Source organism: Ancylobacter dichloromethanicus (assembly GCF_018390645.1).
In the GTDB taxonomy this organism is placed as follows: domain Bacteria; phylum Pseudomonadota; class Alphaproteobacteria; order Rhizobiales; family Xanthobacteraceae; genus Ancylobacter; species Ancylobacter dichloromethanicus.
Genome location: NZ_JAHBGC010000029.1, coordinates 169378 through 192348, shown reverse-complemented (window position 1 = coordinate 192348; position 22971 = coordinate 169378). Strand labels below are relative to the sequence as shown.

At 68.2% G+C, this 22971-nt stretch carries 17 protein-coding genes and 1 riboswitch; of the genes, 11 read left to right on the top strand and 6 right to left on the bottom strand.

What is annotated here, in order from left to right; genetic code table 11:
- On the bottom strand, positions 1 to 279 hold a 279-nt coding region (locus tag KHC23_RS15280), incomplete at its 3' end, for a hypothetical protein (RefSeq protein WP_213373515.1).
- Between the two features lie 294 nt (positions 280 to 573).
- Positions 574 to 2958 (bottom strand): 5-methyltetrahydropteroyltriglutamate--homocysteine S-methyltransferase, encoded by a 2385-nt coding sequence (gene metE / locus KHC23_RS15275; protein WP_213373514.1) that lies wholly within the window; start codon positions 2956 to 2958, stop codon positions 574 to 576.
- A 110-nt stretch (positions 2959 to 3068) separates the two neighbouring features.
- Positions 3069 to 3278: riboswitch (cobalamin riboswitch) on the bottom strand.
- A 351-nt stretch (positions 3279 to 3629) separates the two neighbouring features.
- On the opposite strand from metE, the gene KHC23_RS15270 reads away from it, so the two are divergent.
- The 4 genes from KHC23_RS15270 to KHC23_RS15255 are packed head-to-tail and all read left to right on the top strand — an operon-like array spanning position 3630 to position 7169.
- A complete protein-coding gene (locus KHC23_RS15270) occupies positions 3630 to 4559 on the top strand; it encodes a metal ABC transporter substrate-binding protein (protein WP_213373513.1) in 930 nt (309 codons plus the stop codon).
- Positions 4560 to 4567: 8 nt separating this feature from the next.
- Complete coding sequence (locus tag KHC23_RS15265) at positions 4568 to 5458, top strand: manganese/iron ABC transporter ATP-binding protein (RefSeq protein WP_213373512.1); 891 nt, start codon at positions 4568 to 4570, stop codon at positions 5456 to 5458.
- On the top strand, positions 5455 to 6330 hold the full coding sequence (locus tag KHC23_RS15260) for a metal ABC transporter permease (protein ID WP_271188690.1): 876 nt from the start codon (positions 5455 to 5457) through the stop codon (positions 6328 to 6330). The genes KHC23_RS15265 and KHC23_RS15260 overlap by 4 nt, the downstream gene beginning before the upstream one ends.
- Positions 6327 to 7169 (top strand): metal ABC transporter permease, encoded by an 843-nt coding sequence (locus tag KHC23_RS15255; RefSeq protein ID WP_271188697.1) that lies wholly within the window; start codon positions 6327 to 6329, stop codon positions 7167 to 7169. Before KHC23_RS15260 ends, KHC23_RS15255 begins: the two co-directional genes overlap by 4 nt.
- A 119-nt stretch (positions 7170 to 7288) precedes the next feature.
- Here the strand turns inward: KHC23_RS15255 and KHC23_RS15250 are convergent, their stop codons facing one another.
- Positions 7289 to 13318 carry a cadherin-like domain-containing protein gene (locus KHC23_RS15250; RefSeq protein ID WP_213373510.1) on the bottom strand — a complete coding sequence of 2010 codons (6030 nt, stop codon included), beginning with the start codon at positions 13316 to 13318 and terminating at the stop codon, positions 7289 to 7291.
- A 415-nt stretch (positions 13319 to 13733) separates the two neighbouring features.
- Here KHC23_RS15250 and KHC23_RS15245 point away from each other — a divergent pair, with 415 nt between their 5' ends.
- Positions 13734 to 14636, top strand: coding sequence for a LysR family transcriptional regulator (locus KHC23_RS15245; RefSeq protein ID WP_213373509.1), 903 nt, complete (start codon positions 13734 to 13736; stop codon positions 14634 to 14636).
- On the opposite strand, the gene KHC23_RS15240 is transcribed toward KHC23_RS15245, so the two are convergent.
- On the bottom strand, positions 14590 to 15942 hold the full coding sequence (locus KHC23_RS15240; protein WP_213373508.1) for an HlyD family type I secretion periplasmic adaptor subunit: 1353 nt from the start codon (positions 15940 to 15942) through the stop codon (positions 14590 to 14592). The two genes, KHC23_RS15245 and KHC23_RS15240, sit on opposite strands and share 47 nt — an antisense overlap.
- Positions 15939 to 17645: a type I secretion system permease/ATPase gene (locus KHC23_RS15235; RefSeq protein WP_213373507.1), complete on the bottom strand. Its 1707-nt coding sequence runs from the start codon at positions 17643 to 17645 to the stop codon at positions 15939 to 15941. The genes KHC23_RS15240 and KHC23_RS15235 overlap by 4 nt, the downstream gene beginning before the upstream one ends.
- A gap of 350 nt (positions 17646 to 17995) precedes the next feature.
- On the opposite strand from KHC23_RS15235, the gene KHC23_RS15230 reads away from it, so the two are divergent.
- The 6 genes from KHC23_RS15230 (at position 17996) to KHC23_RS15205 (ending at position 21936) form a co-directional block, all read left to right on the top strand.
- Positions 17996 to 18301, top strand: a complete 306-nt coding sequence (locus KHC23_RS15230; RefSeq protein ID WP_213373506.1) for a BufA1 family periplasmic bufferin-type metallophore — start codon at positions 17996 to 17998, stop codon at positions 18299 to 18301.
- A 47-nt stretch (positions 18302 to 18348) separates the two neighbouring features.
- A complete protein-coding gene (bufB, locus tag KHC23_RS15225) occupies positions 18349 to 19293 on the top strand; it encodes an MNIO family bufferin maturase (protein WP_213373505.1) in 945 nt (314 codons plus the stop codon).
- A complete protein-coding gene (locus KHC23_RS15220; protein WP_213373504.1) occupies positions 19283 to 20077 on the top strand; it encodes an HvfC/BufC N-terminal domain-containing protein in 795 nt (264 codons plus the stop codon). Before bufB ends, KHC23_RS15220 begins: the two co-directional genes overlap by 11 nt.
- Positions 20074 to 20580 carry a DoxX family protein gene (locus tag KHC23_RS15215; RefSeq protein ID WP_373878525.1) on the top strand — a complete coding sequence of 169 codons (507 nt, stop codon included), beginning with the start codon at positions 20074 to 20076 and terminating at the stop codon, positions 20578 to 20580. Before KHC23_RS15220 ends, KHC23_RS15215 begins: the two co-directional genes overlap by 4 nt.
- 179 nt (positions 20581 to 20759) lie before the next feature.
- The gene (locus KHC23_RS15210) at positions 20760 to 21296 is read left to right on the top strand and encodes a sigma-70 family RNA polymerase sigma factor (protein ID WP_213373503.1); all 537 of its coding nucleotides are present in this window, start codon (positions 20760 to 20762) and stop codon (positions 21294 to 21296) included.
- Position 21297: 1 nt separating this feature from the next.
- A complete protein-coding gene (locus tag KHC23_RS15205) occupies positions 21298 to 21936 on the top strand; it encodes an NrsF family protein (RefSeq protein WP_213373502.1) in 639 nt (212 codons plus the stop codon).
- Between the two features lie 43 nt (positions 21937 to 21979).
- On the opposite strand, the gene KHC23_RS15200 is transcribed toward KHC23_RS15205, so the two are convergent.
- Positions 21980 to 22945: an ABC transporter substrate-binding protein gene (locus KHC23_RS15200; RefSeq protein ID WP_213373501.1), complete on the bottom strand. Its 966-nt coding sequence runs from the start codon at positions 22943 to 22945 to the stop codon at positions 21980 to 21982.
- Positions 22946 to 22971: the final 26 nt, after the last annotated feature.

The window sequence follows — 22971 nt, the reverse complement described above, 5'->3', positions numbered from 1 at the left end:
AGCGGCAGGTGGGATTAGCTTAACTGCGCGTCCACGAAACCGGCAGCAGGCCAGGGCTTGGCGCTCCGGGCCGAATTCGTCGCTACTCCGGTCGTAATCTTCGAACAGCAACCCTTTCTGGGAGCGCTTCATATCCTTCCAGATGCGCTTCAAACCACGAGGGTCAGGAGCGAACGGCTCTTCCCGCTTGTTCGCGTCGATGATGTCGAACACTACGTCCCGCGGCAGCACCAGAAAGCGCCGGAGCACTATCAACTCCGCCATCTCGTCTGCCGTCATTGGGCGTGCTCCAGTAGTGATTCGAGCGTCGATTCCATGGGGAGGGGTGCTCTCCGCCAACGCAGATCGACTGCAACGGGTACCTATATGGCTGGTCCGGCTTGCAGTCCCCCCGCGCCGGCACGTTGAAATGTTGGCATTTTACCAATTACAGGTTATATTATCACGACTTGTCATCTACTTACGGCTTAATGCGGCTTCCTTCCGGCCGCCTTCCGGCCGCCTTTCGGCGGCCGGCGCGCCTGTCCGGCGGCTTCTTCCGCGCGCGGGCATGCCCTCCCGGATTCGCCGCATCTATTGGGCGGCCTTCGCCGGGCGCTCGCGCAGGCGGTGCGCCGCCGCCACCATGTTGACCAGCGCCGGGCGCACCTCGTCCCACTGCCTCGTCTTCAGCCCGCAATCGGGATTGACCCAGAGCTGCGCCGGCGCCAGCCGCCGCACCGCCTTTTCCAGCAGATCGACCATCTCCGCCACCGGCGGCACGCGCGGCGCGTGGATGTCGTAGACACCCGGCCCGATCTCGTTGGGGTAGCGATAGTCGACGAAGGCGTCGAGCAGCTCCATCTTCGAGCGTGAGGTCTCGATGGAGATCACGTCGGCATCCATGGCCGCGATGGCGGCGATGATGTCGTTGAACTCCGAATAGCACATATGGGTGTGGATCTGGGTCTCGTCGCGCACGCCGGAGGCACAGAGGCGGAAGCTCTCCACCGCCCAGCCGAGATAGGCCTCCCAGTCGGCGCGGCGCAGCGGCAGGCCCTCGCGGATCGCCGCCTCGTCGATCTGGATCATCGCCGCCCCGGCCGCTTCGAGGTTGGTCACCTCGTCACGGATGGCGAGGGCGATCTGCCGGCAGGCGGTGCTGCGGGGCAGGTCGTCGCGCACGAAGGACCAGTTGAGAATGGTCACCGGACCGGTCAGCATGCCCTTCACCGGCCGGTCGGTGAGCGACTGCGCGAAGCGCCACCACTCCACCGTCATCGGCGCCGGACGGGAGACGTCACCGAACAGGATCGGCGGGCGGACATAGCGCGAGCCGTAGCTCTGCACCCAGCCATGCCTCGTAAAGGCGAAGCCGGAAAGCTGCTCGCCGAAATACTGCACCATGTCGTTGCGCTCGAATTCGCCATGGACGAGCACGTCGAGCCCGATCTCCTCCTGCCAGCGAATGGCGCGGGTGGCCTCCTGCTTCAGCAGGGCCTCATAGGCGACCGCGCTCAGTTCGCCCCTGCCATGGGCGGCGCGGGCCTGGCGCACCTCGCGCGTCTGCGGGAAGGAGCCGATCGTCGTGGTCGGGAACAGCGGCAGGCCGAGCCGCGCGCGCTGCCGCCCGGCGCGGGTGTCGAAAGGGCTGGCGCGGCGCGCCATTTCCGGCGTGACGGCGGCGAGCCGGGCGGCCACCGCGCCATTGTGCACCTTGGGCGAGGCCTTGCGCGCCCGCGCCGCCGCGCCCGATTGCAGCAGCTTGTCCAGCACGACGTCGCGCCCGCCCGAAAGCGCGGTGCCCAACGTGACCAGTTCCTCCATCTTCTGCACCGCGAAGGCCAGCCAGCTTTTCACCTCCGGGTCGAGGCCGGTTTCCTGCGCGAGGTCGATCGGCACATGCAGCAGCGAGCAGGACGGGGCGATCTCGACATGATCGGTGCCGCGCCGGCGCACCAACGGCTCCAGCGTGTCGAGCAGTTCCGGCAGATTGGCGCGCCAGACATTGCGGCCGTCAACGATGCCGAGGGAGAGCACGAGGCCGGCCCGGGCCTTGGCGGCGACCTCGCGCAACTGCTCGGGCGCGCGCACCAGGTCGAGATGCAGGCCCGCCACGGGGAGGGCGAGCGCGGTGTCGAGATTGGCGCCGAGCCCGCCGAAATAGGGCGTGAGCATGATCTTCAGCCGGGGCAGCGCATGGGCGAAGAAGCCATAGGCCTCGCGCAGCGCCGCGCGGGCGGGCGCGTCGAGATCGGTGACGAGGCAGGGCTCGTCGATCTGCACCCAGGCGGCGCCGCTGGCGCAGAGCCGGCGCAGCACCTCGACATAGACCGGCAGCAATTCGCCGAGCAGGCTCAGCGGGTCGAGCCGCTCTTCCTTCGCCTTGCCGAGCCTGAGGAAGCTGACCGGGCCGAGCAGCACCGGCCGGGTCTCATAGCCGAGCGCCTTCGCCTCGCGATACTCTTCGACCGGCTTGGTCGCGGCGAGGACGAAGCGCTGGCCGCGGGCGAATTCCGGCACCATGTAGTGATAATTGGTGTCGAACCACTTGGTCATTTCCAGCGCCGGCACCCCGTGGGCGTGCGGATGCGCGTGGCCATGGGCGCAGCCCTCCGCCTGCGCCGCCTCCGCCTGCGCTGCGCCCTGCGACCCGCGCGCCATCGCGAAATAGGTGTCGAGCGGCACCGGCCCGCCACTCCAGCCATAGGCGGCGGGAATGGCGCCGACCATCACCGCGGTGTCGAGCACATGGTCGTAGAGCGAGAAGTCGTTCGAGGGAATGTTGGCGATCCCCAGCGCCTTCTGCCGCGCCCAGTTGGCGGCGCGCAGCCGCGCGGCGGTGTCCTGCAGCGCGGCGGCGTCGGTCGTGCCCGACCAGTAGCTCTCAAGCGCGGATTTCAGCTCGCGGCGCGGGCCGATGCGCGGCGTGCCGAGGGTGGAAACCGGCACCGTGCCGGCGGAATAAGCAAAGGTCATTCGGCTAACCCCAATCAGGATTGGGGGCAAAGGCCGAGCGGACACGCGGCGCGGGCGCCGGCAAGGCACCGGCGGACGCACCAACGCACCACCGGGACACCCCGCCCAGGGACGATCATGGCATCGCGGCAGGTCTCCTGGCTCGCGGGTCGTCGCCTGCCGCCCGGCCTTCCCGAAGCTCGTCGCCTCAGTGACGCGGAGTGGACGACAGGCTCGCCGCTGACAGTTGCGGGGGCAGCTCCGGCCTCGCCCGACAGGCTCACCGGATTCCCTCTTAGCCGCGGCGCGGACGCCGCAGAACCGTGACGCCCGCACCCTGAGCGGAACCGTGTCCGTTGTCAATAACAATATAAAGATATCTCTATATCTACATAATCACAAATTCTACGGGCAACTCGAACCCATCGGCGGGCCTCCGGCGCGCAGGGGACGCCAGGCGTGGCGGGCGTCGGCTTGAGGGGCGTCGGCTTGAGGGGCGTCGGCTTGAGGGGCGTCGGCTTGAGGGGCGTCGGCTTGAGGGGCGTCGGCTTGAGGGGCGTCGGCTTGAGGGGCGTCGGGCTTGGGAGGGGCGTGGCCCGCATGACCTTTTCTTGATGCAACTCATTTGCAGTTGCACGTCATCCGACTTGGCGTAGAATGCTTCTGCAACTCATTCGCAAAAGGAGCCTGGGATGTGGGACCGATCGAGGCGCGCGGTGCTGGCTGGCCTGCTGGCGGCGGGGATGATCAGCATGGCTGGCGCCACCGCCTCGGCGCAGGCACCGGTGCCGCCGAAATTCAAGGCGGTGACCACCTTCACCGTCATCGCCGACATGGCGCGCAACGTGGCCGGTGACGCCGCCATCGTGGAATCGATCACCAAGCCCGGCGCCGAGATCCATAATTACTCACCCACCCCGGGCGACATACAGCGCGCGCAGGGCGCGCAGCTCATCCTGTGGAACGGGCTCAACCTCGAACTGTGGTTCGAGAAGTTCTTCCGCAACCTGAAGGACGTGCCGAGCGTGGTGGTCTCCGACGGGGTCACCCCGCTCAGCATCTCGGAAGGCCCCTATAGCGGCAAGCCGAACCCCCACGCCTGGATGTCGCCCACCAACGCGCTGATCTATGTCGACAACATCCGCGACGCCTTCGTGAAATACGACGCGACCAACGCCGCGACCTATGAAGCGAACGCCGCCGCCTACAAGGCCAAGATCGAGGCGACGGTGGCGCCGATCCGCGCCGAGCTGGAGGTCATCCCCGCCGACAGGCGCTGGCTGGTGTCGAGCGAGGGCGCGTTCTCCTATCTCGCCCGCGATTTCGGGCTGAAGGAGCTCTATCTCTGGCCGATCAACGCCGACCAGCAGGGCACCCCGCAGCAGGTGCGCAAGGTGATCGACGCGGTGCGCAAGAACAAGATTCCCGCCGTGTTCAGCGAAAGCACCGTCTCCGACAAGCCGGCGCGGCAGGTGGCGCGCGAGACCGGGGCGCTCTATGGCGGCGTGCTCTATGTCGATTCGCTCAGCGAGGCGGACGGCCCGGTGCCGACCTATATCGACCTGCTGCGCGTCACTTCCGACACGATCGAGAAGGGCCTCGCCCAGGGGCTGTCGCAATGAACGCGCCCATGACGGTCCCCGCGTCCACGGCCCTCGCCGATCCGGGCCTGGCCGTGCGCGGCGTGAGCGTGACCTATCGCAACGGCCACACCGCGCTGCGCGACGCCAGCTTCGAGATCCCGACCGGCACCATCACCGCTCTGGTGGGGGTCAATGGCTCGGGCAAGTCGACCCTGTTCAAGGCGATCATGGGCTTTGTGCGCCTCGCCGCCGGCGAGATCAGCATCCTCGGCGGCAGCGTCGAACAGGCACTGAAACGCAACCTCGTCGCCTATGTCCCGCAGAACGAGGAGGTCGACTGGAACTTCCCGGTGCTGGTGGAAGACGTGGTGATGATGGGCCGCTACGGCCATATGGGCCTGATGCGCATTCCCCGCGCCGCCGACCGCACGGCGGTGACCGAGGCGCTGGCCCGCGTCAACATGAGCGAGTTCCGCAAGCGGCAGATCGGCGAACTCTCCGGCGGCCAGAAGAAGCGGGTCTTCCTCGCCCGCGCGCTGGCGCAGGACGCGCGGGTAATCCTGCTCGACGAGCCCTTCACCGGCGTCGACGTGAAGACCGAGGAAGCCATCATCATCCTGCTGCGCGCGCTGCGCGACGAGGGCCGGGTGATGCTGGTCTCCACCCACAACCTCGGCAGCGTGCCGGAATTCTGCGACCGCACCGTGCTGGTGAAGGGCACCGTGCTGGCCTATGGCCCCACCTCCGAGACCTTCACCGAGGCCAATCTGGAGAAGACCTTCGGCGGCGTGCTGCGCCATTTCGTGCTCGCCGGCGCCGGCCTGCACGCCGACGATGACAGCCGCCAGCTCGCCGTGCTGACCGATGACGAGCGCCCGCTGGTGTTCTATGGCGAGAAGGGCGAATGCCCGCCGCGCACGCGGGAGAATTCCCCGTGATCGCCCTGCTGACCGAGCCGTTCGGCTATGAATACATGCGCAACGCCATGTGGGTGTCGGCGCTGGTCGGCGCGGTCTGCGCCTTCCTCTCCTGCTACCTCATGCTCAAGGGCTGGTCGCTGATCGGCGACGCGCTGTCCCACGCCATCGTGCCCGGCGTCGCCGGTGCCTACATGCTGGGCCTGCCCTTCGCCATCGGCGCCTTCTTCTCCGGCGGGCTGGCGGCGGCCGCGATGCTGTTCCTCAACCAGCGCACCAAGCTGCGGGAGGACGCCATCATCGGGCTGATCTTCTCCTCCTTCTTCGCGCTGGGGCTGTTCATGGTCTCGCTGTCGCCGACCTCGGTGAACATCCAGACCATCGTGCTCGGCAACATCCTCACCATCACCCCGGAAGACACGCTGCAGCTCGCCATCATCGGCATCGTGTCGCTGGCGATCCTGCTGGTGAAATGGCGGGACCTGATGGCGGTGTTCTTCGACGAGGCGCATGCGCGCTCCATCGGGCTCAGGCCGACCGCGCTGAAGATCGTGTTCTTCACCCTGCTCGCGGCTTCCACCGTGGCGGCGCTGCAGACGGTGGGGGCCTTCCTCGTCATCTGCCTGGTGGTGACGCCCGGTGCCACCGCCTACCTGCTGGCCGACCGCTTCCCGCGCCTGCTGATGATCGCGGTGGCCATCGGCGCGGTGACCAGCTTCATCGGCGCCTATGTGAGCTATTTCCTCGACGGCGCCACGGGCGGCATCATCGTGGTGCTGCAGACGCTGGTGTTCCTCACCGCCTTCGTCTTCGCCCCCAAGCACGGCATGCTGGCGGCGCGGCGACGGGCGGCGCAGGCGCTGAAGGGCCATGCGCTTGAGACGGAGACCTGACCATGATCGACACGCTGCTGGCGCCGTTCCAGTTCGACTTCATGGTCAACGCCCTCGTCATATCGGGGCTGGTGGCGGTGCCGATGGCGCTGCTGTCCTGCTTCCTGGTGCTGAAGGGCTGGTCGCTGATGGGCGACGCCATTTCCCACGCGGTGTTTCCCGGCGTGGTGCTCGCCTACATCATCGGCCTGCCCTTCGCCATCGGCGCCTTCGTGGCCGGCATGTTCTGCGCGGTGGCGACCGGGTTCCTCAAGGACAATAGCCGCATCAAGCAGGACACGGTGATGGGCATCGTGTTCTCCGGCATGTTCGGTGTCGGGCTGGTGCTCTATGTGAAGATCCAGTCCGAGGTGCATCTCGACCACATCCTGTTCGGCGACATGCTCGGCGTCTCCGCACGCGACATCCTGCAGACCGGGCTGATCGCCGCCGTGGTGGCGGGGGTCCTCGCGCTGAAATGGCGGGATTTCCTGCTGCACGCCTTCGATCCGGTGCAGGCGCGGGCGGTCGGGCTCAGGGTCGGGCTGCTGCATTACGGCCTGCTCTGCCTGATCTCGCTCACCATCGTCGGCGCGCTCACCGCGGTGGGGCTGATCCTCGCCATCGCCATGCTGATCGCCCCGGGCGCCATCGCCTTCCTGCTGGCGCGCACCTTCGCCGCCATGCTGGTGGTGTCGCTGGCGGTGGCGGTGACCGCCTCGCTGCTCGGCGTCTACCTCTCCTTCTTCCTCGACAGCGCGCCGGCCCCGACCATCGTGCTGCTCATGAGCCTCGGCTTCGTCGCCGCCTTCCTGCGCAGCTCGGGGGGCGCCGTCGTCGCCAGCGAAGGCGCCGAATAGCGGCGGGCCCAGGCGGCCCTGCGGGAACGGCCGGCGCAACAGAAAGAGGCCGCCCTTTCGGGCGGCCTCCGTGTTTGCGAGCCTGGGGACTCGAGATTCAGAGCCTGCCGACGCGGGGCTCAGACGATGGAGAAGTCGTCGGCGTCGAGGTGGGCCTTGGCGACACCCTCCAGCAGGACGTAGTGGTCGCCGCCGTCGTCGAGCTGGATCACCACGCCGTCGTCGCTGTCGACCATCGCCGCCAGAATGTCGTCGAAGGTCTCGAAGGCGAGCTCGTTGAACTCGATGGTGTCCTGCCCGGCACGGAAGTCGGCGATGATGTCGACCCCAGAATTGGCCGCGAACACGAAGGTGTCGTGGCCGAGGCCGCCGCGCAGCAGGTCGTCACCGGCGCCACCGATGAGCCGGTCATTGCCCAGCCCGCCTTCGAGCTGGTCGTCGCCGGCACCGCCGTCGAGGACATCCTTGCCGATGCCGCCATAAAGCAAGTCGTCGCCTTCGCCGCCCTCCAGCCGGTCGTTGCCGATGCCGCCATGGAGAACGTCGTCGCCTTCGCCGCCCTTGAGGACATCCTTGCCGATGCCGCCATCGAGCGTGTCGTCGCCTTCGCCACCGTCCAGCTGGTCGGCGCGCAGGCCGCCGCGGATGACGTCGTCGCCGGCGTCACCGTAGATCTTGTTGACCTGCAGCGGGTTGCCGCGCAGCGAGTCATCCCCGTCGGTGCCGAGCGTCCAGCCCGCATGCGGGTCTTCCGGCTCGACGGCCGGCTCGACCGTCACCGTCACGGTGGCGGTCGACACGCCCCCCTTGCCGTCGGCGACGGTGTAGCTAAACGTCGCCTCGCCTTCGAAGCCATCCGCCGGCGTGAACACCACATTGGTGCCGTCGAGCGCCACCGTCCCGCCGGTGCCCGAGGTCACCGACTGGATGGTGAGCGCATCGGCGTCGGCATCGGTGTCGTTGGCCAGCAGCAGCGAGGCCGCCAGCGTCGCGGCGATGCCGGCCGCGGTGGAGAAGCCGGCATCATTGGCGGCCACCGGCGCCCGGTTGGGCTGGGGACGCACGGCAATGGTGACCGTCGCCGTATCCTGCCCGCCCTTGCCGTCGGAGACGGTGTAGGAGAAGGAAGCGTCGCCGGTGAAGCCGTTCGCCGGGGTGAACACCACCTTGCCGTCGACCAGCGCCACGCTGCCATGCGTCGCGTCCTGCACCGCGATGATGGACAGCGTGTCGCCATCCGCGTCGCGGTCATTGGCCAGCAGGCTGGAGAGCGAGGCCGTCAGGGCCTTGTCCTGCAGCGCATACAGGCGGTCATTCTCGGCGGCCGGGGCGTGGTTGGGCGTGCCCTCGACCGTGATTCCCACCGTCGCGGTATCGCTTCCGCCCTTGCCGTCGGAGACGGTGTAGGAGAAGGACGCGGCGCCGGCGAAGCCCGCCGCCGGCACGAACAGCACGTTGCCGGCATCGTCGAGCGACACCGTGCCGCCGACCGCGTTGCCGACCGAGAGGAGGGCGAGGGTGTCCCCATCGGCATCGCTGTCATTGGCCAGCAGCAGCGCCGCGCTCAGGATCAGCGCCTCGCCGCCGCCGGTGGTGAAGCCGGTCTCGCCGACCGCCACCGGGGCCACATTGTCACCGGGCACGCCCGGCTCTTCATCCGCCAGCGAGACCACCGTCACATTGTCGAAGGAGACGCCCGCGCTGTCCCAGGAGAACAGGCCCACCGTGCCCTTGGCGTGGGCGTGGTCCTCGATGGCGTAGGCGAACAGGGCCTGGCCGTCGACCGAGGCCTGGATCTGGCCGTCCTTCACCTCGACGCGAAGGTCGAAGGCCTCGCCGGGGGTGTACTTGGCCGGGAACTGGTTGAGGTACTTCTCGACCCCGTCCTTCACCTGGATGAGCTGGAACAGGCTGCCCGCGCCGTTGCTCGGGTTGCGGTCATAGTCGCCATTCGCGTCGAGTTCGAGCTTGTAGTAGTTGTTCTCGTCCTCGTAGTAGAACAGCAGCCCCAGCGCGCCATTGTCCGGCGTCTCGATGGTGGCCTCGACCGCGTAGTCGCTCCATTCCTTCGCCGCCGGGTCGTTGTAGAGCGCATAGGTGCCCTTGCGCAGCACGTTCACGCCATCGCCCAGCGGGCTCCAGCCGGTCTTCCACGGATCGGAGTTGGACGCCCCGTTCCAGGTGAGCTGGCGGCTCTTGAGGTCGGTCAGCTGGACGAACTTTCCGTCCTGCAGTTCCCACTGGGAGGAGGTCCCGTCGGGGCCGATGCCGCCGGACTCGCCTTCGTCGACGATGGTCCAGCTGCCGAGCGAGGCGGCCGAGCCGAACCCTTCCGCCAGCAGCACCCGGCCCGCGTCGACCGCGTCGACATGCAGGGTGTCGGTCGCGGTCTTGCCGCCGGCGTCGGTCACGGTCAGCTTCAGGGTCTGATCGCCGGTGTCGAGCGTGGCCTGCGCCGACTTGCCCTGCGCGACGACGTTGCCCTCTTCATCGGTCCAGACATAGCTGACGATGTCGGTGAGGCCGTAGGTGCCTTCCGCATCGAGCGCCACCGTCACATGGCCGTCGCCGTCGAGATCGAGCACACGGACATCGTCGCCGGCATGGGCGGTGAGCGCCACCTTGTTGACGGCGACATTGTCGAACTGCGAGCTGCGCTGGTTGTTCGAGTAGAGGCCGACCGTGCCGCCGACCAGCGGGGTGTCGTCGACCACGGTGCCGAACACGTTGTGACCGTCGAGGAAGACGTTGATCTCGCCATCGACCACCGCGACCTTAAGCTGGAAGTCGCGGCTCCACGGCGTGCCGGCATGCTCGGTGGCCAGGATGGTCTCGGCGCCGTTCACCACCTTGACCAGCGAGCGGGTATTGGTCTCGGCGTCGAGCACCACCTTATAGTGGTTCTTGTCGTCCTGGTAATAGAAGACGACGCCGACACCGTCATTGTCGGTGGTCTTGATGGTGGTCTCGAACGTGTAGTTCGACCAGGACTTGGCGGCCGCCTCGCCCCAGACCAGAACGTTGTTGGCGGAGTCGGACTGCTCGAACACCCGGCCTTCAAGCGCGTCCTGGCCGTCGACGACGGTGTCGCGCGAGTTCACCGTGCCCTTGACGATGAAGCCGCCGACCCCGGTGCCGACCGTCGTGGCGGCGACCTGGGCGTTGCCGAAATCGTCGGTCATGTCGTCGGTGCTGAAGTCGATCTGCACCGAGAAGTCGGAGGGCGCCTCGCTGACGATGCCATCCGCCTTCACGCCGCCGAGCGCCGCGATCTCGGCGTCGGTGTAGAGCTTGTCGGTGAACAGGAAGTGCGAGACGTAGAGGTCCGAGGTCTCGCCGTCCTCGTCGGTGAACAGCATCACCCCCTTGCTGAGGTCGATCTCGTAGCGGTCGTCGGCCGTGGTCTGGGTGCCGACCTTCACGCCGTCGATATATTTCGAGATGGTGACGTTGTCGCCAGTGTCCTCGACCTTGAACACGACGCGCTGCCATTCGTCGTACTTGAACGCGCCGGTGTAGTTGCCGCCGATGCCGATGCCGCCGGTGCCGTCGTCGCTGCTGCGGACGAAGAACTCGCCATCGCTGGTATTGGTGACGTCGGTCTGCAGGAACGAGGTGAAGCCGCTCACGCCGTCGGAGGGGATCAGCACGTCATAGACCAGCGTGTAGCTGGACACGATGGTGCCGGCGGGCACCGGCGAGCTCGGCGTCAGCAGCAGGCCCTGGCTGGTGGCGAGCTTGGGAATGAAGGTGACATCCGGCGCACCGGCGCCCGCCCCGGACACCGCCGGAATGTCGAAATCCTCGACCGAGTCGTAACCGACCTCGAGGCCGCCCTGCGGAACAAGCGCGCCGGCGCCGATGGTCGGGCTGGTGCTTCCGGCGTCGAAGTCGAACTGCACGGAATTGGCGCTCGGCGCGGTGTCGACGATGCCGCCGCCCTTGGCCCCGCCGAGTTCGGCGATTTCCGCCGCGGTGAACACCTTGTCGGTGATCAGCGCGCTGGAGATGTAGACGTCGCTGGTCTCGCCGTCATTGTCGGCAAACAGCGTCAGGCCCTTTTCGGGGTCGAGCTTGTAGCGGTCGCCGCTGACGCTCTGGGTGCCGGCCAGCACGCCGTCGATATATTTGGCCAGCGTGAGGGTGCCGTCCTCGTTCTGGCTGTAGGTCACCGCCACGCGGTGCCAGGCATCATAGGTGAAGCTGCCCTTGTAGTCGCTGTTGGTGCCGAGGCCGGCGGTATCACCGCTCTTCTTCAGGAACAGTTCGGCATCGGCATTGGTGCCGCCGCCATCGATCTGGAACAGCGCCGTATAGCTGCCGGCGCCTTCCGAAGGCACATAGATGTCGAGCACCACCGAATAGGAACCGAGCAGCGCGCCGCTGGCGGTGTCGAAATCGGCGGTGACCTTCAGACCCTGGGTCGAGGACGCCTTGGGAACCCGGGCGAAATCGTCCGCAGCCGGTGCCGGGGCGGGAAGATCGGCGATGCCGAATTCGGCGGTGGTGCCGGTGGAAAGACCCACGGGCGTGCCCGGGCGCGTCCAGCCGTCGACGTTGCCGTCGTTGAAATTGTCGACCAGCAGCGTGTTCTCGTTGGACACGACGATGACGACCTCGTCCTTCGAGACATGGCCGGCGCTGTCGGTCACGGTCAGCGTCAGCGCGTGATGGCCGGCGCCGAGTTCGAGCGTGGGCGTGGCGCTGGTGGCGACGACATTGCCGTCGCGGTCGGTCCAGCTATAGGTCAGGCCCTGGTCGTTGTTGGGGTTGAGGGTCCAGTCGCCGTCGAGGGTGACCTGCGCCTTCTCCTCGCCCGTCGCGGCGGTGACGAACTGGTCGTTGCCGGCCTTGGCGATGGCGGGCACATCCGGCGTGCCGAGTTCGACGCCGGTGATGGTCTCCTCATGGCCGCGATAGGGGCCGGTCAGGCCGTCGCGGTCGAGTTCGCCGTCACCGCGCACGCTGTCCATGTAGTCGTCGAGCGCCGCGAAATAGGTCGAGGTGTAGACCGAGTTGTTGTCCGGATCGATGGTGACGAGGCGGATGGCGCCATTGCCGCCGGCACCGCCGGAGCCCTGGCCGGCGTCGCTGGTGACCTCCCGCGCCACGCCGTTCTGGTAGTTCACCATCATCTGGTAGACGGGATTGCCGAACTGGTCGTAGCTCACCAGCGTCTCGGCGGCATCGCCGAAGATGTGGCCGGAGAAGGTGAAGGTGATGTTCGGGTATTTCTGCACCAGCTCGCGGTACATGGTCTCGCCGTCGGTGGCGCCTTCGGTCGAGTTGCCCAGCCCGTAATCGTAGCCGGTGCCCTCGTCATAGAGCGGCGCGCCGGTGGCGTCGTGGCGGCCACCCCAGGTCATGTAGGAGTGGGTGGTGAGGATGACGCGGTGGTCGAGATTGTCCTCGATCACTTCGCCCGCCCAGCGCAGCACGTCCTCGCGCGCGCCGAATTCGAGATTCAGCACCAGCCATTTGGTGCCGTCGGGGGCGGTGAAGGTGGAATAGGTGTTGTTCGACAGCTCCGCTTCCTGGTCGTAGGTGCCGCCGAAATTCTCGCCATTGGCGGCCTTCAGGTCGTCGACCGAGAAATAGTCGTTGATCCGGCTGGAATGGAAGCTGCCGGAAACGCCGTCATGGTTGCCGAGCGTCAGGCCGTAGGGGATTTCGCCATCGAGGATGCTGAGCGCTTCCTTGGCATAGGCCCAGTGGCCGGTGCCGTTCTCGGTGGTGATGTCACCGACATGGGTGACGAAGGAGATGTTGAGGCTGTCCTTGTTGTCGACCAGCCACTGGGTCATGCCCTTGAAGGTCTCGACGCCGGCCGCGTTGGTGTAGTCCTGCGTATCCGGCAGCACCGCGATCGTATAGGCGTTCTCGCCGGTGACGCGCACCCGCACACTGTCGGTGACGCTGGAACCGCCGGCATCGGTGGCGGTGATCTTGAGGTCGGTGTGGCTCAGCGTCTCAAGGAAATCGATGGTGAGCAGGCCGTCGACGATGGTCACATCCGCCACCGAAGGGTCGCTGCTCTCGATCGTATAGGTGAGGCCTTCGCCGGAAAACACCTCGTTCAGATTGATCACGCGGTCTTCCGAACCGCGCTTGGTCATGAAATCGAGAATGGGATTCGTGATCGTGGCCATGAGCCTTCATTCCTGTTTTGCCGGCTTTTAATTGAGCCGACGCCGTGCCGCGCGGGCGGCTCACACATGCCGAAGGCAACGTCTTCGGCGTATGGCCGGCAGCAGTATGGGGCGCACGTGACAGGTTCTTAAAAGTCGCGACCGCGCACCTATCTCAAATAACAATGCCCTCTATGGAGATAACCGACACCCCCCCTCACCGCTGCGCGGCGCCTTGATAAAGCTTTGCCCGAGGGAAGTTGGTGGTAACAAGCAACCTGTCACAATTCGGAATCTCTTGATCTGGTAAATTGTCCTTCACCATGCCGATCTCCGTTTATAGCCACCGCGCGCACAACTATCGGTACACGCCTGTAACTCTCCAGCAGCCTACCGCTGACGGCATGGCCTCGGCCGCAAAGGGCAGGTGAGAATCATGTCGGTTACCCAGCTTCGCGCTTTCCATTTCGTCGCCTCGGCCGGCAGCTATTCGCAGGCCGCGCGCGGCATATCGGTCAGCCAGTCCACCCTTTCCGGCCAGGTCCGCCAGCTGGAGGCCGCCTCCGGCATGGCGCTGTTCGAGCGCAAGGCGCGCGGCGTCACGCTGACGCCGGACGGGGAGGCGCTGTACAAGGTGACATCGCGCCTGTTCGGTGCGCTGGCGGAGGCGCGCACCCTGCTCAAGAGCCGGCAGATCGAAGGCGGGCGCCTGCGCGTCGCCGCCGACGGCGTGGTGCATTCGCTGCCGATATTGCGGGCGCTGAAGCAGCAGCGGCCGAAGCTGGTGTTCTCGCTCATCGTCCAGAACTCGGACAGCGTCATCGAGCAACTTCTGGAATACCGCGCCGATATCGGCATCACCGCCCAGCTTCCGACCGACGGGCGGCTTCACGTCCGCCCCCTCTCCTCGATGAAGATCGGGGTGTTCCTGCCCGAACGGCACCCCTGGACCGCGCGTTCGGAACTTTATCTGGCCGATCTGCGGGACTGCCCGTTCGTTCTGCGCGAGCGCGGCTCGCGCACGCGCGAAGTCTTCGAGCAGAACCTCGCTTTGCAGAACATCACGCTCGGGCCGATCCTCGAGGTCTCGACCCGCGAGGGCGTGCGCGAGGCGGTCGCCGCCGGCTTCGGCGCCGGCGTGGTGGCCGATCTGGAATTCGGCTTTGACTCCCGGCTGCGCTTTCTTCCCTTGAGGGACGCGCCGCTCGCCATCGACGAGTATCTGGTCTGCCTCGACGAGCGGCGGCGGCTTCCGATCATCGCGGAATTCTTCGCCTGCGCCGCCGCGACCTTCACTCCTCCCGCATCGCCCGCGCTATCTGATCCCGAAGCGGCTTGACGAGGTAGCTCAGCGCCGTGCGCTGGCCGGTCTGCAGATGCACCTCGGCCGGCATGCCCGGCAGGAGATGCAGCCCGTTCAGCTTTTCGATCTCCTGCGCCGGCAAGGCGACCTGCACGACATAGAAGCTGGTGCCGGCCTTCTCGTCCTTGGTGAGATCGGCCGCGATGCGGGTAACCTCGCCCTTCAGCTCCGGCGTGGTCTTCTGGCTGAAGGCCGAGAGCCGCACCATGGCCGGCTGCGCCAGCGCCACCTGGTCGATATCGACCGGGTTGACATGGATCTCCACCACCAGCTTGTCGTGTTCGGGCACGATCAGCATCGCCGTCTCGCCGGGCGCGATCACCCCGCCGACCGTATGGGTGGCGAGTTCGTGCACCACGCCGGCGATCGGGGCCAGAAGCTCGACGCGGGTCAGCTTGTCCTGCGCCGCGATGCGGCGTTCCTGAAGCTCGGCCCATTTGCCCTCGATCTCGCGCAGATCCTTGATCACCTCGGCGCGCATGTCCTGGTCGATCTGGATGATCTGCAATTCGGTTTCGCTGGTGCGCCCGCGCGAGCGCGCCAGTTCCGCCTGGAGCTGGCCGCGCTCGCCCTCGATGCGCACCTTCTCCCGCTGCAGCGAGCGCAGGCGCGTCAACGGCGTCAGCCCCTTGGCCAGCAATTCGGTGGCGCCGGCGATCTCCTCGGCGATATAGACCAGCTCCGCGCTCTTGGCCTCGATCTGGGCCGACAGGCCCGCGGCCTCGTCGACGAGCTGCTCGATGCGGGCCCGCATCTGCAGCACCTGGCCCTCCTGGGCGGCGCGGCGGGAATTGAAGAGGCTGATCTCGCCGTCGATCGCCCGGCCCGCATTCTCTTCCGCGCGCCGCGACAGAAGCTCGTCGGGATAGCGGATCTCGGGCCGGGAATCGCGCTCGGCCTCCAGCCGGGCGCGGCGGGCGGCCAGTTCCACCAGCTGGGTGTCGACGACCGCCAGATTGGCCCGCGTCACGGTGTCGTCGAGCCGCAGCAGCACGTCCGAGGCTTCCACCTTCTGGCCGTTGCGCACCCTTATCTCGCCGACCACGCCGCCCTCGGGGTGCTGGATGCGCTTGGCGTGGCTCTCCACCACCACCGTGCCCACCGCCAGCACCGCCCCGTTGAGCGCGGCGGTCGCCGCCCAGCCGCCGCAGCCGACGACGAGGAACAGCACGACGACGAGCCCCAGCCACAAATGCCGGTCCACACCGTCGTCGGTCACGCTGGCCGCCGGCGAGAGGCGGGCGAGCCGCGCCCGCAGAAACCTGAACAGACGATTGATCATGCGGCCACCGGCGGCTTGAGAACCTTGCCCAGAACCTGCTCCTTCGGGCCGAAGGCCTGCTGCTGGCCGGCGCCCATCATGAGCACGAGATCGACCGCCGCCAGCGCGCTGGGCCGATGGGCGATGACGATGACGACGCGCCGGGCTTCCCGCGCCCACATGATCGCCCGCGTCAGCGCGGACTCGCCATCGGCGTCGAGATTGGAATTGGGCTCGTCGAGAACGATGAGGAACGGCTCGCCATAGAGCGCGCGCGCCAGCGCCACACGCTGCCGCTCGCCGGCCGAGAGCGCGATGCCGCCCTCGCCGAGCCGTGTGTCGTAGCCGCCCGGCAGCCGCAGGATGAGTTCGTGCACGCCGGCCCGCTCGGCGGCGGCGATGATGGCGGCGGGCGGCGCATCGGCGCGGAACCGGGCGATGTTCTCGGCCACCGTGCCGTCGAACAGTTCGATATCCTGCGGGAGGTAGCCGATATGGGCGCCGAGCGCGTCGCGGTCCCAGTGCTCGATCGCCGCGCCGTCGAGGCGCACGCTGCCCTTGGAGGACGGCCACGCCCCGACCAGCCCGCGGGCAAGGGTCGATTTGCCCGATCCGCTGTGGCCGATCACGCCGACCGCGCTCCCCGCCTCGACCGCGAAGGACACGCCGCTGATGGTCGGCCGGGTCTGGCCGGGAGGCGCCACCGCCAGTGCGGCGACATCGAGCCGCGCGGCCGGGGCGGGCAGCGGCATGGGCTGGGGGGCGGGCGGAAACTCCACCGACAGCGCCGAAAGCCTGGCATGGGCCTGCCGCGCCGCCACAAAGCCGCGCCAGTTCGAGATGGCAAGCTCGACCGGGGCCAGCGCCCGCGACGACAGGATCGACGAGGCGATCATCGCCCCCGACGACGCCTCCCCCTCGATGACCAGCCACGCACCGGCGGCGAGCATCAGCGACTGCAGCAGGAAGCGGAACACCTTGCTGATCGAGGCCAGATCGCCCGCCACGTTCACGGCGCGCTGGTTGTCGTCGAGATAGGCGGCATGGGCGTCGAACCAGCGGTTGCGCATGGTCGCCGTCAGGCCCATCGCGGTGATGGTCTCGACATTGCGGCAATAGGTTTCCGCCAGCCCGTTGCGGGTCGAGGAACGGCGGGCGGCGATGCGGGTCGGCGCCCGGGTGGCGAACTCGGTGACCAGCATGAAGGCGCAGAGCACGACGACGCCGGCGAGGCCGATCAGGCCGAACACCGGGTGGAACAGGAACAGCACGCCGAGATAGAGCGGCATCCAGGGGAGGTCGAAGATCGCCACCGGCCCCTGGCCGGACAGGAACTGGCGCACCTGGTCGAGATCGCGCACCGGCTGCTGGCCGTTGCCGTCGCGCCCGCGCCTGAGCACGAGGGCCGACATGAGGTCGAAGGACAGCGGGCGCAGCCGGGCGTCGAGCCGCATGCCGAGGCCGACCAGCACGCGCGCGCGCAGCAGATCGAGCACGCCCTGGAACGCATAGAGCACCATGGCGAGGACCAGCAGCGCGACAAGCGTGGGCAGGCTGCGGCTCGCCAGCACGCGATCATAGATCTGCAGCATGAAGAACGGGCCGGTCAGCATCAATATGTTGATGACGCAGCTCAGGGCGCCGATGCCGATCAGCACGCTCCGGCAGGAGGCGAAGGCCGCGCTGACGGGCGACGCTGGAGGGTTGCCGCTCGTCGCTTTCATGGAAGTCACGCTCTTGGGTCACCATAGGGGGCACAGGGATCGCCGGCACCCCCTCTAGGGCAGCGGCCTGACATCTCCATGACGGCCCGGCGGCGTCGCCGAGGGCACGCCAGGGCACGGCCCCGCCACGCACCGGCGGACGGTATTGGGCGGGGGAGAGCGTTCATTACACCGAATTCAAACAGCCGGCAAAGACATGTGGCGAAGCCGCCCCCACACCGCGCCGGCGCCGCGCAGGCCGGCCCGCGCGCCGGGCGGAACGAAAAAATCCGCGCCGCGCTGTAACGGGCCCTTCCCGGGCGCCGTAGTGCTGCCGTGTCCGTTACGGACACCAGCAATGGAGAGACCCCATGTCCGTCAAGAACGTTGTCAGCTCGGCCATTCTGGCCGGCGCCGTCGCCACCGCCTTCGCTTCGCTGGCGGGCGCCGCGCCCCTCACCAAGGCCGAGGGCGAGGCCGCCGCCGCCGCCCACAAGGAGAAGTGCTACGGCGTCGCGCTGAAGGGCCAGAACGATTGCGCCGCCGGTCCCGGCACCACCTGCCAGGGCACCTCGACCGTGGATTTCCAGGGCAATGCGTGGAAGTTCGTCGCCGGCGGCACCTGCGCCTCGATCGTGCTTCCCAATGGCAAGCACGGCTCGCTGAAGCCGATCTGATCCGCCGTCCCGCACCTCACATGCGCGCCGGAAAGGGCAGACCCGACATGAACGCAACAGCCGACATCACTGCCGCACCCGCGGAGCGTCCGCGCTTTCCGGCGCACCCTCTCGCCGGGTTGGCCGGCACCAGCTTCAAGCACGAGCATCTCGACGCGATCCTCGCCGACGGCACGCCGAAGGGCTTCTTCGAGGTCCACGCCGAGAACTACATGGGTGCCGGCGGCCCGCCGCACCGCGCGCTGGAGATGATCCGCCGCGACAACCCGGTCTCGCTGCATGGCGTGTGCATGTCGATCGGCGGCCCGCAGCCGCTCGACCGCGGCCATCTCGCCCGCTTCAGGGACCTCGTCGACCGCTACGAGCCGGCGCTGGTGTCGGAGCACCTGGCCTGGTCGACGCACGAGACCGCCTTCTTCAACGACCTGCTGCCGCTGCCCTACACCGAGGCCACGCTGCGCACGGTCTGCGACCATATCGACGAGGTGCAGGCGGCGATCGGGCGCCCGCTCCTGCTGGAAAACCCCTCCACCTACCTCACCTTCCGCGAATCGACGATGCCGGAGACCGCGTTCATCCGCGCGCTCGCGCAGCGCACCGGCTGCGGGCTGCTGCTGGACGTGAACAACGTCTTCGTCTCGGCCACCAATCAGGGCGCCTCGGCGCTCGACTATCTCAGCGATTTCCCGTTCGCCGCCGTCGGCGAGATCCATCTCGCCGGCCATGCCGCGCAGGCCGACGACGAGGGCGACCTGCTGCTGATCGACAGCCATGACGGCCCGGTGGCCGATGCGGTGTGGAAGCTGTTCGAGATCGTCATCTCCCGGCGCGGGCCGGTGCCGACGCTGGTCGAATGGGACAGCAACATTCCCGAATGGCCGGTCCTGAAGGCCGAAGCGCAGGCCGCGCAGGCGATCCTCGACCGCCACGCCGCGCACGACGCCGGCCGCGCCGCTCGCGAAACCGCACGCGGGGCCCGCCATGTCGCCTGACCATCTGTCCCGGCCGCGGCCGGACTATGCCGGGCCGTTCGCCCACGCGCTCACCGATCCCACGCGGGCGACCCCCGCCATCCTCGCCGGCCCGAACGGCAAGCAGGCGGTCCGCCGCTACAATGTGTACCGCAACAACGTCACGGTGAGCCTGACCGACGCGCTGGCGGCGATCTATCCGGCGGTGCAGCGCATCACCGGCGTGGAATTCTTCCGCGCCATGGCGCGCTTCCATACCCGCGAGACGCCGCCGGCCTCGCCGCTGCTGTTCGACTATGGCCACGATTTCCCGGCCTTCATAGCCCGCTATGAATATGCGCGCGCCATGCCCTTTCTCGCCGATGTGGCGCGCATCGAGCGCGGCTGGCTCGACGCCTATCATGCCGCCGACGCGGCGCCGCTGGCGCCCGGCGCGCTCGCCGCCGTGCCGCCGGACCGGCTGGCGGACGTCACCTTCGCGCCGCATCCAGCGATGCGCCTAGTCCGTTCGCCCTACGCGGCGACGACGATCTTCGCCGCCAACCGGGCCGGGGCGACCGCCGGCACCATCGATGCCGGCGTGCCGGAAGAGGCGCTGATCACCCGCCCCGCCTTCGAGGTGGAGGTGCGCCATCTGCCGCCGGGCGGGGCGGCCCTGGTCGCGGCGCTTGCCGCCGGCCGTCCCCTCGGCGAGGCCGCCGCTCGCGCGCTGGAGGCGGCGCCCGCCTTCGATGTCGGCGCCGGCATCGCCGCGCTGTTCGAGGCCGGCGCCTTTGCGCGCCTCACCTGGGAAGACCTGCCATGACCCCGATGGAACAGCCGGCGGAGCCGGCCACCCCCGCCGCCCGCCTCGCGGCGCTGGTCGAGCGGGCGGCCGGGCTGGTTCAGGCGCTGGCCCGGCCCGCGCTGGTGCAACTCGCCCTGCGGCTGGCGCTGGCGGTGCCGTTCTCGAAATCCGGCATGCTGAAATGGGACGGTTTCCTCCAGCTCAACGAGATCGCGGTGACGCTGTTCACCGACGAGTTCATGCTGCACCTGCCGGGCGGCCCCTATCCCTTCCCGGCGCCGGCGCTGGTGGCCTTTCTCGCCGGCGCCGCCGAAATCGTGCTGCCGGTGCTTCTGGTGCTGGGCCTCGGCACCCGCTTCGCCGCGCTCGGCCTGCTGGCGATGACCGCCGTGGTGCAGCTCACCGTGCCGGATGGCTGGCCCATCCACCTGACCTGGGCCGCCATGGCGCTCGCCATCATGGCCCATGGCCCCGGGCGGGTCTCGCTGGATCACCGCGTCGGGCGCCTGTATCGCCGCTGAGCGCGCGCCCCCCGCTCGAACCGGCAACGGCCTCCGGTCCCGCCTGCGCGGGGCGCGGGGGCCGTCTGCATTGCCTGCGTGCCGCCTCCTTTCCGCCCTGTGCGGCCGCGTCCCATTGGACGCTGTTTCCGCCGGCGCGTAACATCCGGGGGTCGCGGTGCGTAAGGGAGAGACGAAGCGTGAACGGCAGCGATGACCGGGAACTCGGCGACCTGCTGCGCTCCGCCATCGCGGGAGACGAGCGCAGCTATGCGCGGTTTCTCGAACGGGTCGCGCGGCGCGTGCGGTCCTATGTCAGCTCGCGCACCGCGCAGGGCGGCATCGACCCGGAGGATGTGGTGCAGGAGACCTTGCTGGCGATCCACCTGAAACGGCACACATGGATGCCGGACAGCGCGGTGCTGCCCTGGGTGCTCACCATCGCGCGGCACAAGCTGATCGACGCCTACCGCCGGCGCGGGCGCCGGATGGAGGTCGACCTCGACCACATCGCCGAGACCTATGCCCAGCCCGATGTCGAGACCGTGAGCGAGCGCGATATCGGCCGGGCGCTGGCGAGCCTGGCGCCGGGCCCACGCACCGTGGTGGCGGCGATCTCGGTCGAGGGCCGCTCCATCAAGGAGACGGCGCAGCAGCTCGGCATGAAGGAGACGGCGGTGCGGGTGGCGCTGCACCGGGGACTGGCCGCGATCGCGCGGCGTTTTGGACGGGACTGAGATGAACACGGACGATCTCATCAGGGCCATTTCCGCCGATGCCGGCCGCCGGCCGACGCCGCTCGGCACGGCGTGGCTGCTGGCCGGCATGCTGGCCGTCCTGCTCGGCGGCACGGTGTTCATGCTCGCGCTCGGCCCGCGCGCCGATGCGGTGGCGTCGCTGGAACAGGCGCGCTTCGTGGCGAAGTTCGCGGTGACGCTGGCGCTGGCCGCGGGCGCCTTCCAGGTGCTGCGCACCCTCGCCCGCCCGGGCGGCGACGTCGGCCGGCTCGTGCCCTGGCTGCTGGTGGCGCCGGCGCTGCTCGCGGTCGCGGTGATGCTGGAACTGGCGGCGGTGCCGGAGGCGGACTGGCTGGCGCGGCTCATCGGCACCAACAGCCGGCTGTGCCTCACCTTCATCCCGCTGATCGGCGCCGGGCCGCTCGCCATTTTCCTGCTGGCGCTGCGCCATGGCGCGACCACCCGCCCGGTGCTGGCCGGGGCGGTGGCCGGCCTGCTCGCCGGCGGGCTGGCGGGGGCCTTCTACGCCGCCCACTGCCCGGATGATTCGCCGCTCTTCGTCGCCACCTGGTACAGCCTCGCCATTCTCGGCCTCGCCGCCCTCGGGGCGCTGCTGGCGCCGCGCATCGCCCGCTGGTAGCGGGAGCGGGCGGGCCGGCCTGTTCCGCCGGCCCGTCGCGACATCAGAACGGGCTGTCGGGGAAGTAGAACTGCGCCGCGTTCTCCGGCGTGATCAGCGTCGAGCCGATGATGAAGCGGCCATAGACCGGGGTGTCGGAGACGAAGCGCAGGGCGGTGACTTCCAGCGCGGTGGAAATCTGCCCCGGCGTGTAGGAGACGTCGACCGGGATCTGCGGGTCCTTGTCCATCACCCGCTTGACGATCTCCTTCATGCCGGCGCCGCCGACGATCCACATCTCCTTCTGCCGCCCGGCCTGGGCGATGGCTTCCATCACGCCGATCGCCATGTCGTCGTCGGCCGCCCACACGGCGTCGATCTGCTTGTGCTTGGACAGGTAGTCCTGCATCACCGAGAACGCCTTGTCCCGGTTCCAGTTGCCGTGCTGCATGTCGAGGATCTCGATCCCCGAGCCGTCGATGGCGGCCTGGAAGGCGTCGACCCGCTCATTGTCGAGCGTGGTGGGGATGCCGCGCAGCACCACGATCTTGGCGCCGGGCTTCAGGTTGGCCTTGAAATACTCGCCGGAGACCCGGCCGAAGGCGGTGTTGTCGCCGGCGACATAGAGATCCTCGATGCCGGGCTGGGAGAGGCCGCGATCGACCACCGTCACCCATTTGCCGGCGTCCTTCACCGCCTTGACCGGGCTGGTCAGCGGCTCGGATTCGAACGGCAGCACCACCAGCGCGTCGATGTTACGGGTGGCCACCATGTCCTCAATGTCGTTCACCTGCTTGCCCACCGCGCCGGCGGTGGCGAGCACGAATTCGAGGTTGGGATAGGTCGCCTTCAGCCGCTTGATGGTCTCCTGCGCGTGCCAGTTCAGCCCGCCCATATAGCCGTGGGTGGCGGAGGGGATCGAGACGCCGATCACCGCCTTCTTGCCCTGCGCCATGGCGGGCAGCGAGAAACCGGCGGCGGCGGTGGCTGCGCCGATGGCGGTGGTTGTGAGGAATGTCCTGCGTTCCATTGTGATTTCCTCCCGTTGTTCCGCTC